This is a genomic window from Klebsiella sp. HN106 (genome assembly GCF_051209435.1).
In the GTDB taxonomy this organism is placed as follows: Bacteria; Pseudomonadota; Gammaproteobacteria; order Enterobacterales; family Enterobacteriaceae; genus Klebsiella; species Klebsiella oxytoca.
On the sequence record NZ_JBLURD010000009.1, the window covers coordinates 37898 to 61798 of the forward strand.

Below are 23901 nucleotides of genomic sequence, written 5' to 3' on the forward strand. Positions count from 1 at the left end.
AAAATAAGGCCGGAAACCCGGCTTTATTTTTCGGGATATTGCCAATGAAAAAAAGCTTAGTATTAATTGCCACAACGCTATTAATGATGACAGTATCAGCTCAAGCCGGCGTTATTATCGGTGGAACGCGCGTTATTTATAACGGTGATAAAAAGGAGACTTCAATTAGCGTAAAAAATCCTGACAAATCATCATATCTGATACAATCCTGGAGCGATAGCGGCGAAAAAAAAAACGATAAATCACCCTTTATGGTTACTCCACCGCTCTTTCGTCTCGGGCCTGGACAAGAGAACACGCTAAGAATAATTCGCACCGGCGGTAACTTACCTGAGGACCGGGAGTCTCTGTACTGGATGAATATTAAATCTATTCCTTCGACGGAGAAGCAGGATAATGTAAATAGCCTGCAAATAGCCATAAAAACGCGCATCAAGTTAATATATCGCCCCCAGGCGCTTATCAAAATGCCGGAAGATATTGCCGAAAAATTAACCTGGCAGCGTAACGGTAATACTCTGATCGTTAGCAATCCTACAGCGTACTACATGAACTTCAGTACCATCAAAATGGGCAATACTTCGGTAAAAAATGCCGCCTGGGTTGCACCGAAGAGCTCGGTTAGCTTTGCCATTCCTGCCGGCGCGAGCGGCGATGTGGTATGGACGCTGATTACTGATTATGGCTCCGTCGGAAAAGAGCATCGAGCACGTTTATAACGCTAACCAGTGTTAGCACCGAAAGGATATCGGGATGAATGTAGACGCCTACAAAAAGAAAATAACGCTCAGTCGTATCGCCTGCTTTATTGCCTTGCAGTGTGCTTTATCTATTCATAATACCGCATTAGCTCGCGAGTATTTTAATCCGGCCTTTCTCGGGATCGATGGGCCGGGAAAGGATCTGACCGACCTCTCTGCTTTTGAAGAAGGCATCGGCCAGATACCGGGAAACTATCATGTTGACGTTATCGTCAATAAAACATCAGTCGGTCTATATGATATTGACTTTGTAATGCAAAAAGATAGCCAGGGCAACGCTACGCTCCAGCCCTGTCTTAGCCTTGAGGCATTACAAAAATTTGGTATCCGTACACAGTCATTTCCCCAGCTTGCTGACGGTAAAGATTGCGCCAACTTACAGGTTATTCCACAGGCCAATGCGGAATTTGTCTTCGATCGCCAGCAGCTACGCCTCTCTATTCCACAAGCTGCATTAAACAACCATGCCCGCGGCTATGTGGCTCCGGAGCGGCTAGACGAAGGAATTAATGCGCTACTGCTGAACTACAACTTTAGCGGCGCCAATACCGAAGCTCGTCAACGCGGCGCAGAAGACTCGAACAGCTATTATCTGAACTTAAGACCCGGTTTAAATATCGGCCCCTGGCGAATCCGCAACTACACGACCTGGAACCGTAACAGCAGCGGTGGGCAAGCACAGGAGAGCTGGGATTCACTCTATACCTATGCACAGCGCAATATCATCGCCCTGAAAAGCCAGCTCACAATTGGCGACAGCACCGCGCCTTCGGACATCTTTGACAGCGTCCCCTTCCGTGGTGCGCAGCTCGCCTCCGATGACGATATGCTTCCCGATAGCCTCCGCGGCTATGCGCCAGTAATTCGCGGTATTGCACGCACTAACGCTCAGGTGATCGTTAAACAGAACGGCTATACCATCTATCAGAGCTATGTCTCTCCGGGAGCGTTTGAGATCGCTGACATGTACCCCACCGGCAGCAGCGGCGATTTTGACGTCACGATTAAAGAAGCTGACGGCAGCGAACAACATCAGAAAATCGCCTTTGCCTCCCTTCCCGTACTGCAGCGTGAAGGCCGGTTGAAATATAGTCTGACCAGCGGCCAGTACCGCCCTTATGACAGCGATATTAATAAAGACACGTTTACGCAAGGGACCGTCATTTACGGTCTACCGGCAGGCTTTACCGTTTATAGCGGCGGTCAGTTCTCTCAACATTACCAGTCCGTCCTTCTGGGTGCAGGTAAAAATTTAGGAATGCTGGGAGCGCTATCGATAGACAGCGCGCAGGCATGGTCAAGAAAACAGGACGAAAGCAAAGAAAGTGGTCAATCATGGCGCATACGCTACAGTAAGAACATTATTGAAACGGGAACCAATTTCTCAATTGCGGGCTATCGATACTCAACCTCGGGCTACTATAGCCTGTCAGAGGTACTGGACACGTGGCGCGATAACGACTGGAAAAGTCAAAACGATCGCCGCCGCAATCGCGCCGAGCTTCAGCTTAACCAGAATATCAGCCAAAACCTGGGTTCGCTCACCCTCAACATGATGAGTGAGGATTACTGGAATAGCGAGCGTAAAATGCGCTCCATCAGCGTGGGATATAGTAACAACTGGGCAGGAGTAACTTACAACCTCAACTATAGCTATAACGAAAACACCACCGATACCGACAATAAAAAAGTTTATGATAAAGATCAGATCTTCTCATTTAACATCAACGTTCCTTTCGATCTCTGGTCAGGTAATAACTACGCTACCTACAGTCTGAACACCAGTAAGCACGGTAGCACCAGCCATAATCTGGGGATGAATGGCTCTACGCTGGCAGACAACAATCTGAACTGGAACATCCAGCAAAGCCAGACAAATCACGGTGAAGGCAATGGTGGTTATGCCAGTCTTGACTATCAGGGCACCTATGCCCGGGTCAATTCGGCGTACAGCTATGACCGCGATCAGCGCCGCGTCAACTATGGTATCGACGGCGGAATCGTCGCCCACGCTCACGGCCTGACGCTCAGTCAGGAGTTAGGCGAAACTGCAGCCCTGGTCGAAGCGCCCGGTGCAGATGGCGTGACGGTAATGAATCAAACAGGGGTAAAAACCGATTATCGCGGCTATACCATTGTTCCGTATGTCTCCCCCTATCGTGAAAGCGTGATTTCCCTGGATACGGCGACGCTACCGGATAATGCCGACGTAGAGCTGACCTCACAAACCGTTACGCCCACTCGTGGAGCCATCGTCCGCACCCACTTTGCGGCTCACGTCGGCAAACGAGTGTTAATGACGCTCATTCGCCGCAGCGGTGACGTCGTCCCCTTTGGCGCAATGGTCTCAATCAACGGCGTCGACAAGCCGTCCGGTTCTATCGTCGGCGACGGCGGGCAAGTTTATCTTACCGGCATGCCGACTAACGGTACCGCCACGGCAAAATGGGGGCAAACAGCGTCAGAACAGTGCGAGTTTCTCTGGCAGCTACCTGACGTCGACCCCGCAAGCGGGGTCGCTGAACTAACATCCTCCTGCCAATAGAAAGGAAAAGGCGCCACGAGATGAAAGCAAAACTCTATTTACCCATCGCGGCAATCACTTTCTTTGCCCTCTTCCCCGCGCATGCAGACTATTTTGATGCGGTCAGGGGAAGCGTAATGAACTATAAATTTGGTGATTTCACGCTGCCAGCTAACCCTGGAGAAACGACCTATTGGGAGGAAGCGGGATCGCTGCCGACAACGGTATCGAGGAGTGATACAACCGGCTCTTATATTGCCCTTTCAATTAACGGACCCCTGGTCGGTGACAATATCTACGCGACCAGCAATCCGGGTATTGGCATTCAATATAAAACGAGCGTGGATACACTGACTGATGCGGGTGGAGGCACAGAATCGACTCCGAATAGTCGCTTCAATTTAGGGCAGCAGGTCGCTGCAGATATAAGCACTTACGTCCACGTAAAATACCGACTTGTCAGGCTGACAAATAAGATCCCTGCCGGTAAAATTACCAGCGCACCGCAGGTAACTGCCACTTTTTACAACCCAGATGGAAGGGGTACCGCTGTATTCACTCACGGTATTTATAGCTCAACGATTGCGTCGCAACCTAAAACAACTTCCTGCACGGTAGATGCACCGACGGAAATAAAGCTTCCTGCGCTTTACGGTAATAAGCTGAAAAATGGTGCGCAAACTATTACTGAAGCTCCGACCATCAAATTAATCAACTGTCCCGGCGCGATTGACGGTATTTCTTATAACTTTAGTGCCGTTTACGGCGCGCGCGATGCCTCAAATGGAATACTCAACGCCGTTAATGGCGATGGCTACGCGCAAAACGTTTACATTCAGGTCCAGAATGCCGACGGAACACCCCATACGGTTAATAGCTCAATAGCACTCAGTGATTACGCAGGTTCAGGTGAATATGAAATCCCTGAATTTAAAGTTGCTTATTATATTGAGAATACTGCAAGCGTGACGGCTGGCGAAGTGAAATCCGCTATCGAACTCAAATTAACCTATAACTAAACAAGGAAAGGAAATGAAAATTAAACAAGGACTTTTGGCAACCTTAGTTACCGCCAGCTGCGGATTATTCACGCCTTTAAGCCACGCGGTCAATATCGATATCACGGGAAAAGTTATCGCCTCTCCTTGCGAGGTCAATGGCGGTAATGAAACCCTCTCTATTGATCTGGGAGATTCTATTCGGGCCGGAGATATTTTTGAACCAGGCAGCGGCAGTGAATGGAAAACCGCAGATCTTGAGCTTGTTTGCCCCCCTTCGGCCAGATTCTTTAATGTGACCTTCACGGGTACTAGCGATGATGACGATCCGGCTTATTACAAAAATACCGGGACCGCTCAACGCGTCATGGTTGAATTAACCAATACCCTGTCAGAAACCGCTTACAAAAATGGGACCACGCTGGAAAATCTCGAAGTAGGAGGAGTCTACATAATCAACTTGCGCGCCCGTGCCGTCTCTAAATGGAATCCTCTGCCGGGCACCATTTCAGCTCAAGTCCAGGCCACCATCACCTATCCGTAGGATAACTTAAGAGACCGGATATAAATAATGAGACTGCGAATAATAGAGGTTATTTCATGCCTTACGGCTGCGCTCGGGATAATGATGACCGCCGTTCCGGCATTTGCGACAGACATTAATCTGACGGGGACGGTGGTCGCCTCTGCCTGCACGGTAGATACTGCACATTCGCTCAATCAGACCATTACATTCCCGGATTCAAAGACATCTGATTTTACCAGGGCAGGGGATGCCAGCGAGTGGCAGAATTACACCATCGTATTCACCTCTTGCCCACCGTCAACAACGGACATAATTGTTAACTTCTCCGGTACGCCAGATCCATCCAATAAATGTCTGGCAAAAAATGACGGAAGTGCCACAGGTATTGCACTGCAATCGGCCTTTGGCAAAGATGGTGGTTATTTGCAAAATTGCTTTGGTGGAATGACTGGAACTGCTTATGAAACAGGAAGGACCATAGAGTTGTCCTCTCGAATGTATGCCACCTCCGATCGTGTCACCGGAGGGAGTTTTCATTCAACCCTGTTACTTACTGTGACCTACAAATAACATTATGCTGACGCCTTGATAGCGAATGCCTCTGCCCTCTAACGTCAGACATAAAAAAACGGCACGTATAAACGTGCCGTTTTTTATTGACTGCATCGACCGCTAGACGCGCTTGAAAATCAGCGAGCCGTTGGTACCACCGAAGCCAAAGGAGTTACACAGGGTATACTCCATTCCGCTAACCTGGCGCGCTTCGTGCGGAACGAAGTCCAGGTCGCAACCTTCATCCGGGTTATCCAGGTTAATGGTTGGCGGAACGGCCTGATCGCGCAGCGCGAGGATGGAGTAGATAGACTCTACTGCGCCCGCCGCGCCCAGCAGGTGGCCGGTCATGGATTTAGTCGAGCTGACCATTACGCGGCTGGCAGCGTCGCCGAAGACGGATTTCACCGCCTGCGCTTCTGCTTTATCGCCTGCCGGCGTAGAAGTCCCGTGAGCGTTGACGTAGCCAATCTGGCTTGCTTCAATGCCCGCGTCGCGAATAGCGTTAACCATCGCCAGCGCTGCGCCAGCGCCATCTTCCGGCGGTGAAGTCATATGGTAGGCATCGCTGCTCATACCAAAACCGACGATTTCCGCATAGATTTTCGCGCCGCGTTTTTTCGCGTGTTCGTACTCTTCCAGCACGACCATGCCTGCGCCGTCGCCCAGTACGAAACCATCACGCTCTTTATCCCATGGACGGCTTGCCGCCTGCGGGTTGTCATTGCGCGTGGAGAGCGCTCGTGCTGCACCAAAGCCGCCTACGCCCAGAGGGGTACTGGCTTTTTCTGCGCCACCGGCAACCATTGCGTCAGCATCGCCATAAGCGATAACGCGCGCTGCGTGACCAATATTGTGGACGCCAGAGGTGCAGGCGGTCGCGATGGAAATGCTTGGTCCACGCAGACCAAACATGATGGTCAGATGCCCGGCCACCATGTTAACGATTGTGGAAGGAACAAAGAACGGGCTGATCTTACGCGGTCCGCCTTTTACCAGCGAACTGTGGTTTTCTTCGATCAGGCCAAGTCCGCCAATACCGGAACCAATAGCGGCACCGATGCGGGTAGCATTCTCTTCCGTCACTTCAAGGCCAGAATCCTGCATGGCCTGAATGCCAGCGACAATTCCATATTGAATGAAGGCGTCCATCTTGCGCTGTTCTTTACGCGAGATGAAGTCATCACAGTTAAAATCCTTTACTAAGCCAGCAAATTTCGTTGCATAGGCGCTAGTATCGAAATGGTCGATCAGGCTGATGCCACTCTGACCGGCAAGGAGAGCTTTCCAGGTAGACTCTACGGTATTGCCGACAGGAGACAACATGCCCAGTCCGGTCACAACTACACGACGCTTAGACACGGTTGTCCTCCAGGGAGGGAAAATAGATTCTTGTGGGACAAAATATGGATAAAACTCAGGCGGTCGAGTGACCGCCTGGAGATGTTCACTTACGCCTGGTGGCCGTTGATGTAATCAATGGCAGCCTGAACAGTAGTGATTTTCTCAGCTTCTTCGTCCGGAATCTCAGTATCAAACTCTTCTTCCAGAGCCATTACCAGCTCAACGGTGTCAAGAGAATCAGCGCCCAGGTCTTCAACGAAGGAAGCATTGTTGGTAACTTCTTCCTGCTTAACGCCCAGCTGTTCGCCGATAATTTTCTTAACGCGTTCTTCGATAGTGCTCATACTCTTAAATTTCCTATCAAAACTCGCTTTCGCGATGGTTTTCGTAGTGTATAAAATGTTGAAAAATTTGCAACTAAATCCCGGCAGGTCTTACCACGATTTTACGCTATTTTGCGGCTGTTTGCCCTCATAACGCAAATGATTTTGTACAAAACATTACAGAGAACCGCACGGACTGCGCGGTTCCTGAACGTTTTGCGCAAATCTCGGTCAGACCATGTACATTCCGCCGTTGACGTGCAGAGTTTCACCAGTGATGTAACTCGCTTCGTCAGAGGCTAAAAATGCCACCGCGCTGGCGATTTCATTTGGAGAGCCAAGGCGCCCCGCAGGAACTGCCGCCAGCGTACCCGCACGCTGCTCATCGGTCAGCGCACGCGTCATGTCCGTTTCAATAAAGCCCGGAGCAACAACGTTTACAGTAATACCGCGGGACGCAACTTCGCGAGCCAGTGATTTACTGAAGCCAATCAGACCCGCTTTCGCCGCAGCGTAGTTGGCCTGACCCGCATTTCCCATGGTACCAACCACAGAACCGATAGTGATAATACGTCCATGACGCTTTTTCATCATAGCGCGCATTACCGCTTTTGACAGACGGAAAACAGATGACAGGTTGGTTTCGATAATATCGTTCCACTCGTCATCTTTCATGCGCATTAACAGGTTATCACGAGTAATCCCGGCATTGTTCACCAGGATATCAACTTCACCAAATTCTGCGCGAATATTTCCCAGAACAGATTCGATAGATGCAGGATCGGTCACATTCAGCAGCATGCCTTTCCCGTTAGCACCTAAATAATCGCTAATCGCCTGCGCGCCGCTTTCGCTGGTCGCAGTACCGATAACTTTTGCCCCACGGGCAACGAGCGTCTCAGCGATTGCGCGGCCAATCCCGCGACTTGCACCGGTAACCAGCGCGATTTTTCCTTCAAAACTCATGGTTTTCCTCTTTTATTGCTCAAGCGCCGCAGACATAGCTGCCGGCTCGTTAAGCGCGGAAGCGGTCAGGGTGTCAACAATACGTTTAGTCAGACCGGTGAGGACTTTACCCGGGCCAACTTCATACAGATGCTCTACGCCCTGTGATGCCATAAATTCAACGGTTTTGGTCCACTGAACCGGGCTATACAGCTGACGGACAAGGGCATCGCGAATAGCTTCAGGCGTCGTTTCACTTTTCACGTCAACGTTATTCACGACTGGAATAGCTGGCGCGTTGAAGGTTATTTTTTGCAGCTCAACGGCCAGTTTCTCCGCTGCGGGCTTCATCAGCGCGCAGTGGGATGGGACGCTGACCGGCAGCGGCAGAGCACGTTTAGCGCCTGCAGCCTTACAGGCCGCCCCTGCGCGTTCTACGGCCTCTTTATTACCGGCAATAACGACCTGACCCGGCGAGTTAAAGTTCACCGGAGAAACCACCTGCCCTTCGGCAGACTCTTCGCAGGCTTTCGCAATCGCAGCATCGTCAAGACCGATGATCGCAGACATCGCCCCGGTACCTTCCGGAACCGCTTCCTGCATGAACTTACCGCGCAGTTCAACAAGGCGAACGGCGTCGGAAAAATTGATAACGCCCGCGCATACCAGCGCTGAATATTCGCCAAGGCTATGGCCAGCCAGCATCATCGGCGCTTTTCCGCCCTGCTGTTGCCAGACGCGATAGAGCGCAACGGAAGCGGTCAGCAGCGCCGGTTGGGTCTGCCAGGTTTTATTTAATTCTTCCGCCGGGCCCTGCTGTGCAAGCGCCCACAGATCGTAACCCAACGCCGCAGAGGCTTCACGGAACGTCTCTTCGATTACCGGGTAAGCGGCCGCCATATCTGACAGCATCCCGACACTCTGAGAGCCCTGTCCCGGGAAAACAAAAGCAAATTGCGTCATGTTTAAATCCTTATCCTAAAAACGAACCAGCGCGGAACCCCAGGTGAAACCGCCACCAAAGGCTTCCAGCAGAATAAGCTGACCACGTTGAATGCGGCCATCGCGCACGGCTTCATCCAGCGCACAAGGCACAGAAGCGGCTGAAGTATTACCGTGCCTGTCGAGCGTGACGACGACGTTGTCCATCGACATGCCCAGCTTCTTCGCCGTGGCGCTGATAATACGCAGGTTAGCCTGATGTGGTACCAGCCAGTCCAGCGACGAACGCTCGAGATTATTCGCAGCTAAAGTTTCATCGACGATATGAGCCAGCTCGGTCACGGCCACTTTAAAGACTTCGTTGCCCGCCATGGTCAGGAAGATCGGGTTTTCCGGATCGACGCGATCGGCGTTCGGTAGCGTCAGCAGTTCGCCGTAGCTCCCATCCGCATGCAGATGCGTAGAGATAATACCCGGCTCTTCGGAAGCCCCCAGCACCACGGCACCTGCGCCGTCGCCGAAAATGATAATGGTTCCGCGATCGGCAGGATCGCAGGTACGCGCCAGAACATCAGCGCCGATCACCAGCGCGTAATCGACCGCGCCGTTTTTCACGTATTGATCGGCAACGCTGAGCGCGTAGGTGAAACCCGCGCAGGCCGCAGCGACGTCGAAGGCCGGGCAACCTTTAATACCCAGCATTGATTGAATCTGGCAAGCCGAGCTGGGAAACGCATGGGTACCGGAGGTGGTCGCAACAATAATCAGACCAATTTGCTCCGGCTTTACGCCCGCCATATCCAGCGCATGCTTAGCGGCTTCAAGGCCCATGGTAGCAACTGTTTCGTTCGGCGCGGCAATACGACGCTCACGGATACCGGTACGAGTGACAATCCACTCGTCTGACGTATCGACCATATTTTCCAGTTCAGCGTTCGTACGCACGTGCTCAGGCAGATAGCTGCCGGTACCAATAATCTTCGTATACATGTACGCTCAGTCACTCTTGGGTAATATACCTGGTTAACTCAAACTGCGAGGCGTCAGTCGTTTCCGGTCACCGGGCTTTGAGGCCTGGCGTTCCCGCTTCTGCCGTCCTCAGGCAATTCGAAACCTGCAGGGTATAAAGATTCCAGGCGAGCGGCAATTCGCTGAGGAATCTGCCGCTGCACAGCCTGCACTGCCTGCTCTATCGCCACGCAAAAAGCGCGCTGATTGGCAGCCCCATGACTTTTGATCACGGAACCGCGTAATCCTAACAGACAGGCACCATTATACTGGTCGGGGTTGAGGTGACTGAATCGCCTCGACAGGCTTTTTTGTAACCAACGCTTTAATAAAAGCAGCCACCACGACCTTTTTTTCCCCTCTCCCTGTGATTTCAACAGTGAAAGGAACATTCTGACAACACCTTCCATCGTTTTTAATGTGACGTTGCCCGTGAATCCATCACAAACCAACACATCCGTTTTCCCCGTCAACAACTCGTTGGCTTCCAGATACCCAATATAGTTGAGGGTTGGCAAAGTTTTCAAAACGGCCGCCGCGTCGCGAATGCTGCTGAGACCTTTCATCTCTTCTTCGCCGATATTCAGAAGCGCAACGCGGGGATCCTTAATACCAATAACTTCTTCCGCAAGGACCGCCCCCATGACGGCAAACTGCACCAGCATAGTGCTATCGCAATCCACGTTGGCGCCTAAATCCAGCACCACCGTTTTGCCCTTCAGCTGGTGCGGCAGCATGGTAACCAGCGCAGGGCGCTCAATCCCCTCAATGGGTTTGAGCAACAGCTTCGCCAGCCCCATTAGCGCTCCGGTATTACCCGCGCTGACGCAGGCCTGCGCCCGCCCTTCTTTTACTAACTCCAGCGCAATGCGCATTGAGCTACCGCGGCTGGCGCGAATCGCTTGCGCGGGCCGGGCATCACTGGCAATAACTGACTGCGCAGGGATAACCTGCAGACGTGAACGTTGTTCAAAATCAGCTTTGGCAAGTAATGGCGCGATAGTGTCGGGATCGCCGACTAAAAGAAGTGTGAGTTGTGAATTAGAGTTCAGTGCCTGCAATGCTGCAGGCACTGTCACGGAAGGGCCAAAATCCCCGCCCATGACATCTAACGCCAGGGTTAGACGTGTCAAGGTATCGTCGCTGCTCGGTTCGGTTATTCCCCAGTTACCCGGGGAGATCCTCACTAAGCTTCATCACGCTTTTACTCTTCGTCTTTCGCGCTGCAAGTGCGTTGACTGCGCTCGTTCACACCAGTCACATAGTGAGCTATGCTCCCGGCGCTTCTCTCGCTTGCGTCTTCTTGCAACGCGAAATCCATGGAGTAATGCGTGATTACTTAGCGATAACCTTGCGACCGCGGTAGAAACCGTCGGCAGTGATGTGGTGACGCAGGTGTTTTTCACCAGAAGCTTTGTCTACAGACAGGCTGGTGACTGCGGTCAGAGCGTCATGGGAACGACGCATGCCACGTTTGGAACGGGTTGGTTTATTCTGTTGTACGGCCATGGACCTTACTCCTCAATTACTTATGCTTTAAGCTGGCTAATACGGCAAATGGATTTGGTTTTTGTGCCTCTTCAGGCAGTTCACCAAAGACCATGTCCGCGTCGGACACTTCACAGTGTTCAGAATCATGCACCGGAACTACAGGCAAGGAGAGGATAATTTCATCTTCAACCAGCGCCAGCAGATCGATTTCACCGAATTCGTTAACCTCAATCGGCTCATACGCTTCCGGCAGTGCCTCGGCCTGTTCGTCATTTCTGACGGGGCTGAAACAATACGTTGTGTGAACATGATGGGGGAACGGTTTCCCGCAACGCTGACATTCGAGGGTTACCGACACCGTCGCATCGCCGCTTAAAACGGCAAGACGCTGGTTATCAATAGCGAACGACATGCTGCATTCCACATCGCTGTCCACGCTGACAACAGAATCAGCGACGCGCACAGCCTGATCACGGGTATAGATACCTTGGTAATCTAAGCGCTTTTGAGCCGTGCGAACCGGATCGAGAGTCAGGGGTAATTTTACCTTTTGCATAGGGCGCGCATATTAACTTTGTAACGTCATAGAGTCAAAGAAAAAGGCAGCCTCAGGTTGCCTTTTGCCATTTATTCGCACACATTGCGGCGCATAGTTTAAAATGATGCTCTGCGAAGCGCTATATGTGGATGAAAAAATATGTCTGAACTGATCCTCGCGTCAACCTCGCCCTGGCGGCGAATGCTGCTGGAAAAGCTGTCGGTGCCTTTTGAATGCGCGGCGCCGGACGTAGATGAAACCCCGCTGCCCGGCGAGCCCGCCCGCCAGCTGGTGATGCGTCTGGCGCAGGCAAAAGCGCAGGCCCTCGCCGCACGCTATCCGCAGCACCTCATTATAGGCTCCGATCAGGTTTGTGTCCTGGACGGTGAAATTACCGGCAAACCGCATACCGAAGAGAACGCCCATCGCCAGTTGAGAAAGGCCAGCGGCACCATCGTCACGTTCTACACCGGCCTCGCGCTATATAACTCTGCCAGGGGTCATCTACAAACTGAATGTGAACCCTTTGACGTCCACTTCCGCCATTTAAGCGATCGGGAAATTGAAAGCTATATCCGCAAAGAAAATCCGCTGCAGTGCGCCGGCAGTTTCAAAAGCGAAGGATTAGGCATCACGCTGTTCGAGAGACTCGAGGGCCGCGATCCTAACGCGCTGGTCGGTTTACCGCTCATCGCGTTATGTCAAATGCTGCGCCGGGAAGGATTCAATCCCCTGCTCACCTGAACATAATGACGCATGGCATCGGAGAGGGTGTGTTTTTCCCGATGCCATAACGCCGTTTATCAATAACTTAAGTCACAGATCCATCCGCGTCGAGTTTGTTTAACGCCACGCAGCAGTTCAACGCGTACTCCCCCACAACAGTAATGCCTTACCTGTCACAGTTTATTTTTGCCGCACCATTAAAATAATAAAACAACGTTTTATTTTAAAAATGGAGCCACTATGCCTTTTCGCGCTACGCTTTTGACCCTCACCCTGCTGGCCGCCGCCAGCGTCAACGCGAGCGACTGGCAGCGCCAGGGCGTCGTAGAAGGCAATTTACCCGCCTCCTGGCAACAGTTGAAAGCGCAGATGACGTATCCGGACTCGTGGCTCTCTGGAAAGTATCGTCATTTCGATCAATGGCGAGAGCACGCCCGCACGCTGCTTCGGCAATCCCTGCTAACGCCGACATCAGCAAGCCCGTTCACCCCACAAACGCTGATGAGCGAAGATCGGGGCACCTATCGCGCCGAGAAACTGGCATTTAACGTCACAGATGAAAACCGGATTGCCGCTCTGATGTTAACGCCCAAATCAGCAGGCCCTCACCCGGCCATTGTCCTGCTGCACGACCATGGCTCAAAATTTGACATAGGCAAGGAGAAACTGATTCGTCCTTTGCGGGATGCCGCACGCCTGGCCAGCGCCGAGGCATGGGCAGATAAATTTTTCAGCGGTCGGTTCATCGGCGATGAGCTGGCGCAGCGCGGGTATGTTGTCATCGCCATTGATAGCCCGGGCTGGGGGGATCGCGGCCCCATGACCTACGAGCAGCAGCAGGCGCTGGCCAGTAACTATTTTAACCTTGGGCGCTCGCTGGCAGGGGAAGTCGCCTATGAAGATCTGCGAACCGTGGATTTCGTCAGTACGTTAAAAGAGGTTGATAATAAACGCATCGGGGTACTGGGTTTTTCAATGGGCGGTTTTCGCGCCTGGCAACTGGCCGCCCTGTCTGACAAAGTCGCCGCCACTGCCGCGATCTCCTGGTTCGGTACCTGGAACGGCCTGATGCAGCCAGGCAACAACGTTCTGCGCGGTCAATCGGCGTTTTATATGCTTCATCCGGGCCTGGCCGGACATCTTGATATTCCCGACATCGCCAGCATTGCAGCGCCCAGGCCGATGCTGATTTATAGCGGAGGGCAGGATAAGCTGTTTCCCGCTGCAGCCGTTAATGACGCCTTCGCTAAGGTGCATAACGTATGGGCGTCACAGAACGCGCAGGATAAGCTGGAGACCAGAACGTGGCCGGAACTGGGCCACGTCTTTTATCAAGAACAGCAGGATGAAGTGTTCCCCTGGCTTGATAAGTGGCTCAAGCCCTGAGCAAGTCCGTATCACTTCGTGTTACGTAAAACCTGCAGGCAACGCTTAAGCTGGTTATCTAAAGGCGCTTCAACACGCATCACTTCCCCTGTCCCCGGATGCGTAAACTTCAGCGCCGCCGCATGCAGGAACAGCCGGTTAAGGCCGGTGCCTGACAGCTGCTTATCGAATTCCCGGTCGCCGTAGCGATCGTCAAAAGCGATAGGGTGACCGGCATATTGGGTATGCACGCGGATTTGATGGGTACGGCCGGTTACCGGGCTGCAGCGCACCAGGGTCGCATGGGGATAACGCTCTTCGACTTTAAAACGCGTTTCCGACGGTTTCCCCTCCTGGTTAACCCGCACGATGCGTTCACCGCTCTGCAGAATATTCTTCAGCAGCGGAGCCTGCACCACTTTAGTGTGGGACTGCCACTGCCCGCGCACCAGCGCCAGGTAGTCTTTTTGCATTCCTTTGTCGCGCAGCTGCTCGTGCAGGGAACGCAGCGCGGAACGCTTTTTGGCGACCAACAGAACGCCAGAGGTATCGCGATCGAGGCGATGCACCAGCTCAAGGAAGCGCGCTTCCGGGCGCAGCGCGCGCAGACCTTCAATCACGCCGAAGCTCAACCCGCTGCCGCCGTGTACCGCTGTCCCGGAAGGTTTATTAAGCACCAGAATATGATCGTCTTCATATAAAATCACATCGGCCAGCGCAGCAACTTTCTGCAGGTGGGGAGAGACCGCCTCTTCTTCTTTCTCCGCGACGCGGACCGGCGGAATGCGCACTTCGTCGCCGGCTTCCAGCTTATACTCAGGCTTGACGCGCTTTTTATTGACCCGCACCTCGCCTTTTCGCAAGATGCGATAAATCATACTCTTTGGTACGCCCTTCAGCTGCGTACGCAAAAAGTTGTCGATACGTTGCCCTGCTTCATCATCAGCAATGGCAACCATTTTTACGCTTGGGATCTCAGTTTTCATGGTGCGCGATTCTAAATAGCCCGACGCATTAGCGCCACTCATTTTTATATGCTTATATTTATTATCATCCGGTTTTCGCCGCATGCTTCATCATCGTTTTGTTTGTTATTAGAACAATCCGTATACGCGGGTGAAAAAACTGTGGGTAACCGGGTGATAAAAGGTGAAAGTCAACTTGCTATAACGAGCTTAGCAATGGAATAATGATGCCGTTTTCCGTGCTGAAACTTGTTAGAACAAGAAATTAGCGGAATGACCAATTTTGTCTGACCGATCATCAACGCAGCAATGGCGTAAGACGTATTGATCTTTCAGACAGTTAGCGGGCTGCGGGTTGCAGTCCTTACCGGTACAGGCTCTATGGATTTCACGTCGCAGGAAGGCGTTCACACTGGGATATCCCGGCGCTCATTTCGATCAAATGATTAGAATGAGCAGGTTAAGCCGCCACGCCTGCTGCTTGAAAAACGATGGGTATAAATGGAATCTTCTCTGGTGATACATCCCAGGCAGTTCCCCTGATAATTGCGCTGTGTTTCCGTTTGAAATACAGGCGACCGACACTCTGCGCCTCTTAAGCGCGCGACAACCGTGAGGTTGGCGACGTGAAACAGACACGAGGCCATCGGTTTCCCCCGGTAAGGCGTTACTCTGCCCGTAGCTTAGTCGTCAATGTAAGAATAATGAGTAAGTTACGATGAAAAGAATGTTAATCAACGCAACTCAGCAGGAAGAGTTGCGCGTCGCCCTTGTTGATGGGCAGCGCCTGTACGACCTGGATATCGAAAGCCCCGGGCACGAACAGAAAAAAGCGAACATCTACAAAGGCAAAATCACTCGTATTGAACCTAGTCTCGAAGCCGCGTTTGTTGATTATGGCGCCGAGCGTCATGGTTTCCTCCCTCTTAAAGAAATTGCCCGCGAATACTTCCCTGCCAACTACAGTTCCCACGGCCGCCCTAACATCAAGGACGTGCTGCGTGAAGGTCAGGAAGTGATTGTGCAGATTGATAAAGAAGAGCGCGGCAATAAAGGCGCCGCGCTGACCACCTTTATCAGCCTGGCGGGCAGCTACCTGGTACTGATGCCGAATAACCCACGCGCTGGCGGTATTTCACGCCGTATCGAGGGTGACGATCGTACCGAGCTGAAAGAAGCGCTGGCCAGCCTTGAGCTGCCGGATGGCATGGGACTTATCGTTCGCACCGCTGGCGTCGGCAAATCCGCCGAAGCGCTGCAGTGGGACTTAAGCTTCCGCCTGAAGCACTGGGAAGCCATCCAGAAAGCCGCTGAAAGCCGCCCTGCTCCGTTCCTGATCCATCAGGAAAGTAACGTGATTGTGCGCGCTTTCCGCGACTATCTGCGTCAGGATATCGGCGAAATTCTTATCGACAACCCGAAAGTGCTTGAGCTGGCGCGCCAGCATATCGCGGCTCTTGGGCGTCCGGATTTCAGCAGCAAAATCAAGCTGTACACCGGTGAAATTCCGCTGTTCAGCCACTACCAAATCGAGTCGCAGATTGAATCCGCTTTCCAGCGTGAAGTGCGCCTGCCTTCTGGCGGTTCTATCGTAATCGACAGCACCGAAGCGCTCACCGCTATCGATATCAACTCCGCCCGTGCTACCCGCGGCGGCGACATCGAAGAAACGGCGTTTAACACCAACCTGGAAGCGGCCGATGAAATTGCTCGCCAGCTGCGCCTGCGCGACCTCGGCGGTCTGATCGTTATCGACTTCATCGATATGACCCCGGTACGTCACCAGCGTGCGGTAGAAAACCGCCTGCGCGAAGCCGTACGCCAGGACAGAGCGCGCATCCAGATCAGCCACATTTCACGCTTTGGCCTGCTGGAGATGTCGCGTCAGCGTCTGAGCCCGTCGCTTGGCGAGTCCAGCCATCACGTCTGCCCGCGCTGTAGCGGAACGGGTACCGTACGCGATAACGAATCGCTGTCGCTTTCCATTCTGCGCTTGATCGAAGAAGAAGCGCTGAAAGAGAACACTAAAGAAGTTCACGCTATCGTTCCGGTGCCGATTGCTTCGTACCTCCTGAACGAAAAACGTGCTGCGGTAAGCGCCATTGAAACCCGCCAGGCCGATGTACGCGTCATCATCGTGCCAAACGATCAGATGGAAACGCCGCACTACTCCGTTCTGCGCGTACGTAAGGGTGAAGAGACCTCCACGCTGAGCTATCTGCTGCCGAAACTGCACGAAGAAGAGATGGCTATGCCTTCTGATGAAGAGCCGGCCGAGCGTAAACTTCCGGAGCAACCGGCGCTGGCCGCTTTTGTCATGCCTGATGCCCCACCAGCGCCGGCTCAGCAAGAGCCTGCTAAAGCTACGGTTGCCGTCGGAACACCAGCCGCTTCCGCACCTAAGTCGGCAGCGCCAGCGCAGCCGGGTCTGGTTGCACGCTTCTTCAGCGCCCTGAAAAATATCTTCTCCGGCGCAGAAGAAACTAAGCCGGCTGAAGTCCAGGTTGAGAAAAAAGCGGAGGAGAAATCCGAGCGCCAGCAGGAACGTCGCAAACCGCGCGCCAACAACCGCCGCGATCGCAACGACCGCCGCGATAATCGGGATAACCGCGATAATCGTGACAACCGCGACAATCGTGCCGAGAATAGCGAAGTTCGTGAATCTCGCGAAGAAAACCGCCGTAACCGCCGCGAGAAGCAGCAGAACGTCGAACCTCGCGACATCCGCCAGACAACGGCAGAAGATAGCGATAAAGGCAAAGCTCGCGATGATCAACCGCCGCGCCGTGAACGCAATCGCCGTCGTAACGACGAGAAGCGTCAGGTTCAGCAGGAAGCTAAAGCGCAAACTCGTGAAGAACCGGTCGTACAGGATAGCGAGCAGGAAGAACGCGTGCAGACCATGCCGCGCCGCAAGCCGCGCCAGCTGTCGCAGAAGGTACGTATTGAATCTGCTGCCGCTGAGCAGGTTGTCGAGCCGGTAGCCGCGCCTCAGGTCATCGAAGCGCCAGCCGTCCAACCCGAGGCCGCAGCTCCGCGCACGGAACTGGCGAAAGTCGACCTGCCGGCAGTTGTTGAAACCGCTGCGGAACATGACGATACTGGCGAAGCACGCGAAGCTAACGGTATGCCGCGTCGTTCGCGCCGTTCCCCTCGTCACCTGCGCGTAAGCGGCCAACGCCGTCGTCGCTACCGTGATGAGCGTTACCCGACGCAATCCCCGATGCCGCTGACCGTAGCCTGCGCATCGCCGGAAATGGCATCTGGTAAAGTGTGGATCCGTTACCCTGTCGTTCGCCCGCAGGACCAGCAGCAAGAAGAAGCGCAGGTACAGGAGTTCGCTACCACCGCGGTTGACCCCGTTATCACCCCTGCGGCCGCCGTTGAACCGGCTGTCTCTGAAGTGGTTGCCCCGGAGATAGTTGAAGAGCGCGTTGTTGAGCCGGTCGTCATCTCTGAGCCTGTGGCGATGATGAACGAACCTGAAGCTCCGGTTGTCGAAACCACGCACCCGGAAGCTATCGCCGCACCGGTTGATGAACAGCCGCAGCTGATTGCCGAGGCTGATGAAACCGTCGCCGAAGAGGTTGTCGCAGAAGCTGTCGACGTCGTGGCGAAAGAGGCTGTCGAGCCGGAAGCAGCGGTCGCTGAACCTGCTGCGGTTGAAGAAGCCGCGGCCGCTGTTGAAGAAGCGCCTGTCGTCTCCGAACCGGTGGTTGAGCCGGCACCGGCGGCAGAGCCGGTAGTGAAGACTCAACCTGTTGTCACGACTGTGCCGGTCGTTAAGGTCGCCAATCGTCACGCCACCGCGCCGATGACCCGCGCGCCTGCGCCAGACTACGTCCCTGAAGCGCCTCGTCAAAGCGACTGGGTTCGCCCGAGCTTTGATTTTGACGGTAAGGGCGCTGCTGGTGGCCATAGCGCGACCCATAAAGCCGCTGCCGGGCCTACCCGTCCGCAGCCCGTAGAGTAACGCCTACCAGACCGGCCCCAGCGGCCGGTCTTTTTTTATTCCCCTTCCGGTCGCTGCATCCCCGCAATCTGCGGCATAACCTCGCGCATCAAATCGAGAAACTTACGCAACCGCGTCGGATAATAGCGTGCCCAGGGATAGACAAGATGTACCGGCAGCGGAGAGGCACGCCACTGCGGGAATAGCTCCACCAGCCGCCCGGCGGCAATATCCTCCGCTACCGCCCAGCTCGAAACAATCGCCGCGCCCAGCCCCGCCAGCGCGGTATTGCGGGCGACATGTACGCTGTCGGTACTCAGGCACGGAGCAATGCTAAAGGTTGTAAGCTGCTCATCCACCTCTGATTGCAGCATCACCTCATGCTGATAGAACGTGCTGATGGCTACCCAGGGCAGCAGCGACATCTCCTGCGGCTCGGTTAACGGCGGATAGTTCGCCAGCAGCGACGGCGATGCCACTACGCTGCGCGGCACCTCGGCCAGCAGGACCGACACCGTAGCCGGATCCACCTCAGCCCCCACGCGAATCGCGCAGTCGATGCCATCGCTCAGGAAATCCACGTTTTTATCATTCAGCATCCATTCGACCGATAGCTGGGGATAGCGCTGCAGAAAGTCCACCAGCGGCCCCAGCAGCTGCTGCTGACCAAACGCATGCGGCGCCCGTACCCTTAATATCCCCACCGGACGGTCATCGGTGATGCGCAGGTCGTCTTCCAGCGCCAGCCACGCATCGACGATCTGTCGGGCATGCTGGTAACAGCGCTCGCCGTCATCGGTCAGCTTCATCGCATGGGTGGTACGCAGGATCAGCTTTGCGCCGAGCAGCCCTTCCAGCGACTGGAGTCGTCGACTTACCGTCGCCTGGGTCGTGTTCATCTGGACCGCCGCAGCGGAGAGAGACCCGGCTTCGACAATCCGAATGAACGTACGCATCAATTCGATACGATCTATACGCTCCTGCTTCTTCATTTTTATTCTGCCTATACGTTTAGCGTATAACCGTTTTACCACCGGGCTATCTACCGCGCCAGCCTCATTACGGGAAAAATAGCGCCATCGCTTCTAAGAGGAATCATTCATGACACCGACACCACTCACCTCCCGCGCAGCCGGCTGGGTAATTTTTATCCTTGCGCTCGGCGCAGGCTTCAGCGTTGCCGCTATCTATTACGCGCAGCCGCTGCTGCCGCTAATGGGAGCAAACCTGCATTTGAGCGTTGAGGGTATGGGTCTGGTTCCGACCCTGACTCAAGCGGGCTATGCGCTGGGTATACTTTTCCTTCTACCGCTTGGCGACCGTCACGATCGCAGAAAGCTGATCCTGATGAAAAGCGCCGCGCTGGCGGTCCTGTTGCTGCTCTGCAGCCTTACCGGTCAGCTCACCTCTCTGTTGATGGTTAGTTTGCTGATCGGGATGGCTGCGACAATGGCGCAGGATATCGTACCAGCTGCCGCGATTCTGGCTCCTGCGGGTAAACAAGGGAAAATGGTGGGTACGGTCATGACTGGCCTGCTGCTGGGGATCCTGCTGTCACGGACGGTGAGCGGGCTGGTGGGTGCGCTATTCGGCTGGCGGGTGATGTATCAGGCCGCTGCGGTCAGTATTGCACTGATTGGTCTGCTGATGTGGCGCGTGCTGCCGCGCTTTGAAATTCACTCAAACCTGACTTATCCGCAGCTGATAAAATCGATGGCCCACCTGTGGAAACGCTATCCGGCACTGCGTCGCGCCGCATTCGCCCAGGGGTTCCTCTCTATCGCCTTCAGCGCATTCTGGTCCACCCTGGCGGTCATGTTACTGGCGCACTATCAAATGGGCAGCGCGGTAGCCGGCGGCTTTGGTATTGCAGGCGCTGCCGGGGCGCTCGCCGCCCCGCTGGCTGGCGGCCTGGCCGATAAATTCGGAGCCGAAAAAGTCACGCAAATGGGCGCGGCGCTGGTTACCGTTTCTTTTGCCCTGATGTTTCTGCTGCCTGCGCTACCGCCGCATGGCCAGCTGATCCTGATTGCCATCTCGGCCGTCGGTTTTGACCTTGGACTGCAATCCAGCCTCGTGGCGCACCAGAACCTGGTGTATGGTCTGGAGCCTCAGGCGCGCGGTCGTCTCAATGCGCTGTTGTTTACCGGCGTGTTTATCGGAATGTCGCTCGGCTCAGTGCTGGGAAGCAAACTGTATGTGATAGCAGGCTGGAGCGGTGTAGTGACTCTCGCCGTCATTACCGGCGCTATCGCCCTCGGCATCCGCCTGATAGAAAGCGCGAGGGTCGTTTCGGCGCAACGAACCGTCAGGTAAAAAAAAGCCGCCCTGCTGGCAATACAGGGCGGCTTTTGTGTCAGGAAGAGAACTCAGACCGTGCGGCGAGCAAACTCTTTGACGCGGAAGCCCAGCAGCAACAGCGTCGCGAAATAGGCGACGACACCCGCTACCACGACTACCATCAAACGCAGCAGGCGGAACGGCATCGTCCCCTGCGACCACTCCGGCATCAGGTACATCACGCCCAGCAGCGCCGCAGACATCACGATGACGGCAATCACCAGGCGCAGCAGGAACAGGAACCAGCCGGGCTGAGGGGTGAAAATTTTCTGTTTCCTCAGCTGCCAGTAGAGCAGCCCGGCGTTAAGGCAGGCCGCCAGGCCAATCGACAATGACAGACCGGCATGCTTTAGCGGACCAATAAAGGCGAGGTTCATAACCTGCGTCATGATCAGCGTGACGATGGCAATTTTCACCGGCGTTTTAATGTCCTGACGCGAATAGAAGCCGGGAGCCAGTACCTTCACCACAATGAGTCCCATCAGGCCAACGGAATAAGCGACCAGCGCGCGCTGAGTCATCGCGGCATCAAAGGCGGTAAATTTTCCGTACTGGAATAACGCGACCGTCAGCGGCTTGGCCAGTATCCCTAACGCCACGGCGCTCGGTAGCGCAAGCAGAAAGCACAGGCGCAATCCCCAGTCCATCAAACGGCAGTATTCGTCGTGATTGCCGCTGGCAAAACTTTTGGACAGAGAAGGCAGCAGAATGGTCCCCAGCGCCACGCCCAGCACGCCGGACGGAAACTCCATCAGGCGATCGGCATAGTACATCCATGACACCGAGCCGGAGACGAGGAACGAGGCAAAAATGGTATTGATGATCAGGGAAATCTGGCTAACCGAGACGCCGAGGATCGCCGGCCCCATCTGTTTCACCACCCGCACCGCGCCAGCATCTTTGAGGTTGATTCGCGGCAGCACCAGCATGCCGATTTTCTTCAAATGCGGCAGCTGCCAGGCAAGCTGCAAAATACCGCCAACCGTCACCGCCCACGCCATGGCCAGCATCGGCGGATTAAAGTAGGGCGCGGCAAACAGCGCAAAACCAATCATGCTGACGTTCAGGAAAGTCGGAGCAAAAGCAGGCACCGAAAAGCGGTTCCAGGTATTCAGGATGGCGCCCACGAGTGAAGCCAGGGAGATCAGCAGAATATAGGGAAAAGTGATGCGCAAGAGCTGAGTGGTCAGGGCGAACTTTTCGGGCGTATTGGCAAATCCCGGCGCGGTGATGGTGATCACCCACGGTGCCGCCAGCATACCAGCGATGGTCACCAGCGCCAGCACCAGCGTCAGCAAGCCCGAAACATAGGCGACGAAAACCCGGGTCGCATCTTCACCCTGCTTGCTTTTATATTCCGCCAGAATCGGCACAAAAGCCTGTGAGAACGCGCCCTCAGCAAAAATACGCCGTAATAGATTCGGAAGTTTGAAAGCAACGAAGAAGGCGTCGGTGGCCATCCCTGCGCCAAAAATACGCGCCACAATCGCATCGCGCGCAAAACCCAGCACGCGCGAAAACATGGTCATCGAACTGACGGCCGCCAGTGATTTTAAAAGATTCATTAACGTGTTATTCCACAACCCCGGAGTAAAACGCCCGCTCAGGCGGGCGCTGGAAAGTGGCGATAGTCTACCGGGTTCATAATGAATTACTACTGCCAGTTGTTACAACGGGTTATTCGCTCATTGCTTCGCGCCAGAGTTTCTCCACGATACGCTGAGCAAGCAGCGCCTGTTCGCCGGAGGTTTCAGGAACCGTCTGATTTTGCACGCATTCGATAAAATGCCGGGCGCAGCCGGTGAATCCTCGTTGCTCAAGGGTGGTCTGCCAGCCGGGGACCGGACGCTGGATCACGCCGCGCCCCCGCTCCTCCTGCCACTCCCGCATATCACGGACTTCATATAATCCACCGTCGGTTACCGCCTGCACCCACTCCCGCTGGCTTCCAGCGCGGCGGTGCATACTGGTGGTCATTTGGATCATCCCGCAGCTGAAATGATGTTCAGCATAAAGCATTTCACCCTGGGCCGTCGTGAGCAGCGTACCGCCGTTTAAACGGGCTTTATCGCCCGCCAGCCATAGTGCGGTGTCGACGACATGCAGATAGTCATCCAGCAGCGTAAAGCGCAGATCGTGGCCCACGCTGTCGCTACGGTGTTTATCCATCCGCAGCGAAGCCGCGTTACCGAGCTGAGCTTTAAGTTCGCGATAGAGAGGGGAGAAGCGGCGATTAAATCCGACCATAAGAGTAAGACGGCGGCGGGCCGCCAGCTCAACCAACGTCTCCGCATCGCTAAGCTTGTCGGCCAGCGGTTTATCAACGCAGACATGAACTCCGGCATTGAGTAACCGACTAACCACTTCATAATGTGAAACCGTTGAAGTATGGACGAATACAGCATCACACTGCGCCGCCAGCTGTTCCAGAGTATCCGCATAGGGGATACGCCACGTTTCACAGATGCGCAGCGCTTTCTCTTTTCCCGGCGACCACGCCGCCTGTAGCGTCCAGCCATCCGCTGCTCCCAGCACCGGCAGCCAGCCCTTTTGCGCAATGCTACCTAAACCAACGACGCCGATGCGTAGTTTCGCCGACAT

Annotated in this window: 21 protein-coding genes; 9 read left to right on the forward strand and 12 right to left on the reverse strand. The window is 54.3% G+C overall.

Going from position 1 to position 23901, the window contains the following annotated elements; genetic code table 11:
- The first annotated feature begins 44 nt into the window (after positions 1-44).
- From ACSIPU_RS19720 to ACSIPU_RS19740, 5 genes are all read left to right on the forward strand, one after another.
- Positions 45-719, forward strand: a complete 675-nt coding sequence (locus tag ACSIPU_RS19720) for a fimbrial biogenesis chaperone (RefSeq protein WP_196557992.1) — start codon at positions 45-47, stop codon at positions 717-719.
- Positions 720-753: 34 nt separating this feature from the next.
- The gene (locus tag ACSIPU_RS19725; protein ID WP_196557993.1) at positions 754-3306 is read left to right on the forward strand and encodes a fimbria/pilus outer membrane usher protein; all 2553 of its coding nucleotides are present in this window, start codon (positions 754-756) and stop codon (positions 3304-3306) included.
- A gap of 20 nt (positions 3307-3326) precedes the next feature.
- Positions 3327-4304, forward strand: coding sequence for a fimbrial protein (locus ACSIPU_RS19730; RefSeq protein WP_004101090.1), 978 nt, complete (start codon positions 3327-3329; stop codon positions 4302-4304).
- A 13-nt stretch (positions 4305-4317) separates the two neighbouring features.
- Complete coding sequence (locus ACSIPU_RS19735; protein ID WP_017146128.1) at positions 4318-4827, forward strand: fimbrial protein; 510 nt, start codon at positions 4318-4320, stop codon at positions 4825-4827.
- Between the two features lie 81 nt (positions 4828-4908).
- Positions 4909-5379 (forward strand): fimbrial protein, encoded by a 471-nt coding sequence (locus ACSIPU_RS19740; RefSeq protein ID WP_224226618.1) that lies wholly within the window; start codon positions 4909-4911, stop codon positions 5377-5379.
- 102 nt (positions 5380-5481) lie between these two features.
- Here the strand turns inward: ACSIPU_RS19740 and fabF are convergent, their stop codons facing one another.
- The 8 genes from fabF to yceD form a co-directional block, all read right to left on the reverse strand.
- A complete protein-coding gene (gene fabF / locus ACSIPU_RS19745; RefSeq protein WP_004101085.1) occupies positions 5482-6723 on the reverse strand; it encodes a beta-ketoacyl-ACP synthase II in 1242 nt (413 codons plus the stop codon).
- An 89-nt stretch (positions 6724-6812) separates the two neighbouring features.
- Positions 6813-7049, reverse strand: coding sequence for an acyl carrier protein (gene acpP, locus ACSIPU_RS19750; RefSeq protein WP_000103754.1), 237 nt, complete (start codon positions 7047-7049; stop codon positions 6813-6815).
- Positions 7050-7259: 210 nt separating this feature from the next.
- Positions 7260-7994, reverse strand: coding sequence for a 3-oxoacyl-ACP reductase FabG (gene fabG / locus ACSIPU_RS19755; protein WP_004101082.1), 735 nt, complete (start codon positions 7992-7994; stop codon positions 7260-7262).
- A gap of 12 nt (positions 7995-8006) precedes the next feature.
- Positions 8007-8936 carry an ACP S-malonyltransferase gene (gene fabD / locus ACSIPU_RS19760; protein ID WP_004112164.1) on the reverse strand — a complete coding sequence of 310 codons (930 nt, stop codon included), beginning with the start codon at positions 8934-8936 and terminating at the stop codon, positions 8007-8009.
- Positions 8937-8951: 15 nt separating this feature from the next.
- The gene (locus tag ACSIPU_RS19765) at positions 8952-9905 is read right to left on the reverse strand and encodes a beta-ketoacyl-ACP synthase III (protein WP_004101080.1); all 954 of its coding nucleotides are present in this window, start codon (positions 9903-9905) and stop codon (positions 8952-8954) included.
- Between the two features lie 53 nt (positions 9906-9958).
- On the reverse strand, positions 9959-11056 hold the full coding sequence (gene plsX, locus ACSIPU_RS19770; protein WP_024274027.1) for a phosphate acyltransferase PlsX: 1098 nt from the start codon (positions 11054-11056) through the stop codon (positions 9959-9961).
- Positions 11057-11258: 202 nt separating this feature from the next.
- Positions 11259-11432, reverse strand: coding sequence for a 50S ribosomal protein L32 (gene rpmF / locus ACSIPU_RS19775; protein ID WP_004101077.1), 174 nt, complete (start codon positions 11430-11432; stop codon positions 11259-11261).
- Between the two features lie 16 nt (positions 11433-11448).
- The gene (gene yceD, locus ACSIPU_RS19780; protein ID WP_004101075.1) at positions 11449-11970 is read right to left on the reverse strand and encodes a 23S rRNA accumulation protein YceD; all 522 of its coding nucleotides are present in this window, start codon (positions 11968-11970) and stop codon (positions 11449-11451) included.
- 141 nt (positions 11971-12111) lie between these two features.
- On the opposite strand from yceD, the gene ACSIPU_RS19785 reads away from it, so the two are divergent.
- A complete protein-coding gene (locus ACSIPU_RS19785) occupies positions 12112-12696 on the forward strand; it encodes a Maf family protein (RefSeq protein ID WP_004101073.1) in 585 nt (194 codons plus the stop codon).
- Between the two features lie 222 nt (positions 12697-12918).
- Complete coding sequence (locus ACSIPU_RS19790; RefSeq protein WP_004101071.1) at positions 12919-14064, forward strand: dienelactone hydrolase family protein; 1146 nt, start codon at positions 12919-12921, stop codon at positions 14062-14064.
- Between the two features lie 11 nt (positions 14065-14075).
- Here the strand turns inward: ACSIPU_RS19790 and rluC are convergent, their stop codons facing one another.
- The gene (gene rluC, locus ACSIPU_RS19795; RefSeq protein ID WP_098992436.1) at positions 14076-15029 is read right to left on the reverse strand and encodes a 23S rRNA pseudouridine(955/2504/2580) synthase RluC; all 954 of its coding nucleotides are present in this window, start codon (positions 15027-15029) and stop codon (positions 14076-14078) included.
- A gap of 697 nt (positions 15030-15726) precedes the next feature.
- Between rluC and rne the strand changes: the two genes are divergently transcribed.
- Positions 15727-18981, forward strand: coding sequence for a ribonuclease E (gene rne / locus ACSIPU_RS19800; RefSeq protein ID WP_017146133.1), 3255 nt, complete (start codon positions 15727-15729; stop codon positions 18979-18981).
- A gap of 35 nt (positions 18982-19016) precedes the next feature.
- Here rne and ACSIPU_RS19805 read toward each other — a convergent pair whose 3' ends face one another.
- Positions 19017-19952 carry a LysR family transcriptional regulator gene (locus ACSIPU_RS19805; protein ID WP_004112158.1) on the reverse strand — a complete coding sequence of 312 codons (936 nt, stop codon included), beginning with the start codon at positions 19950-19952 and terminating at the stop codon, positions 19017-19019.
- Between the two features lie 109 nt (positions 19953-20061).
- Here ACSIPU_RS19805 and ACSIPU_RS19810 point away from each other — a divergent pair, with 109 nt between their 5' ends.
- Positions 20062-21276 carry an MFS transporter gene (locus ACSIPU_RS19810; RefSeq protein ID WP_004112155.1) on the forward strand — a complete coding sequence of 405 codons (1215 nt, stop codon included), beginning with the start codon at positions 20062-20064 and terminating at the stop codon, positions 21274-21276.
- A 53-nt stretch (positions 21277-21329) separates the two neighbouring features.
- On the opposite strand, the gene murJ is transcribed toward ACSIPU_RS19810, so the two are convergent.
- Both murJ and ACSIPU_RS19820 read right to left on the reverse strand, forming a co-directional pair.
- Positions 21330-22865, reverse strand: coding sequence for a murein biosynthesis integral membrane protein MurJ (gene murJ, locus ACSIPU_RS19815; RefSeq protein WP_004101058.1), 1536 nt, complete (start codon positions 22863-22865; stop codon positions 21330-21332).
- 112 nt (positions 22866-22977) lie between these two features.
- Positions 22978-23901 carry a Gfo/Idh/MocA family protein gene (locus ACSIPU_RS19820; protein ID WP_004112153.1) on the reverse strand — a complete coding sequence of 308 codons (924 nt, stop codon included), beginning with the start codon at positions 23899-23901 and terminating at the stop codon, positions 22978-22980.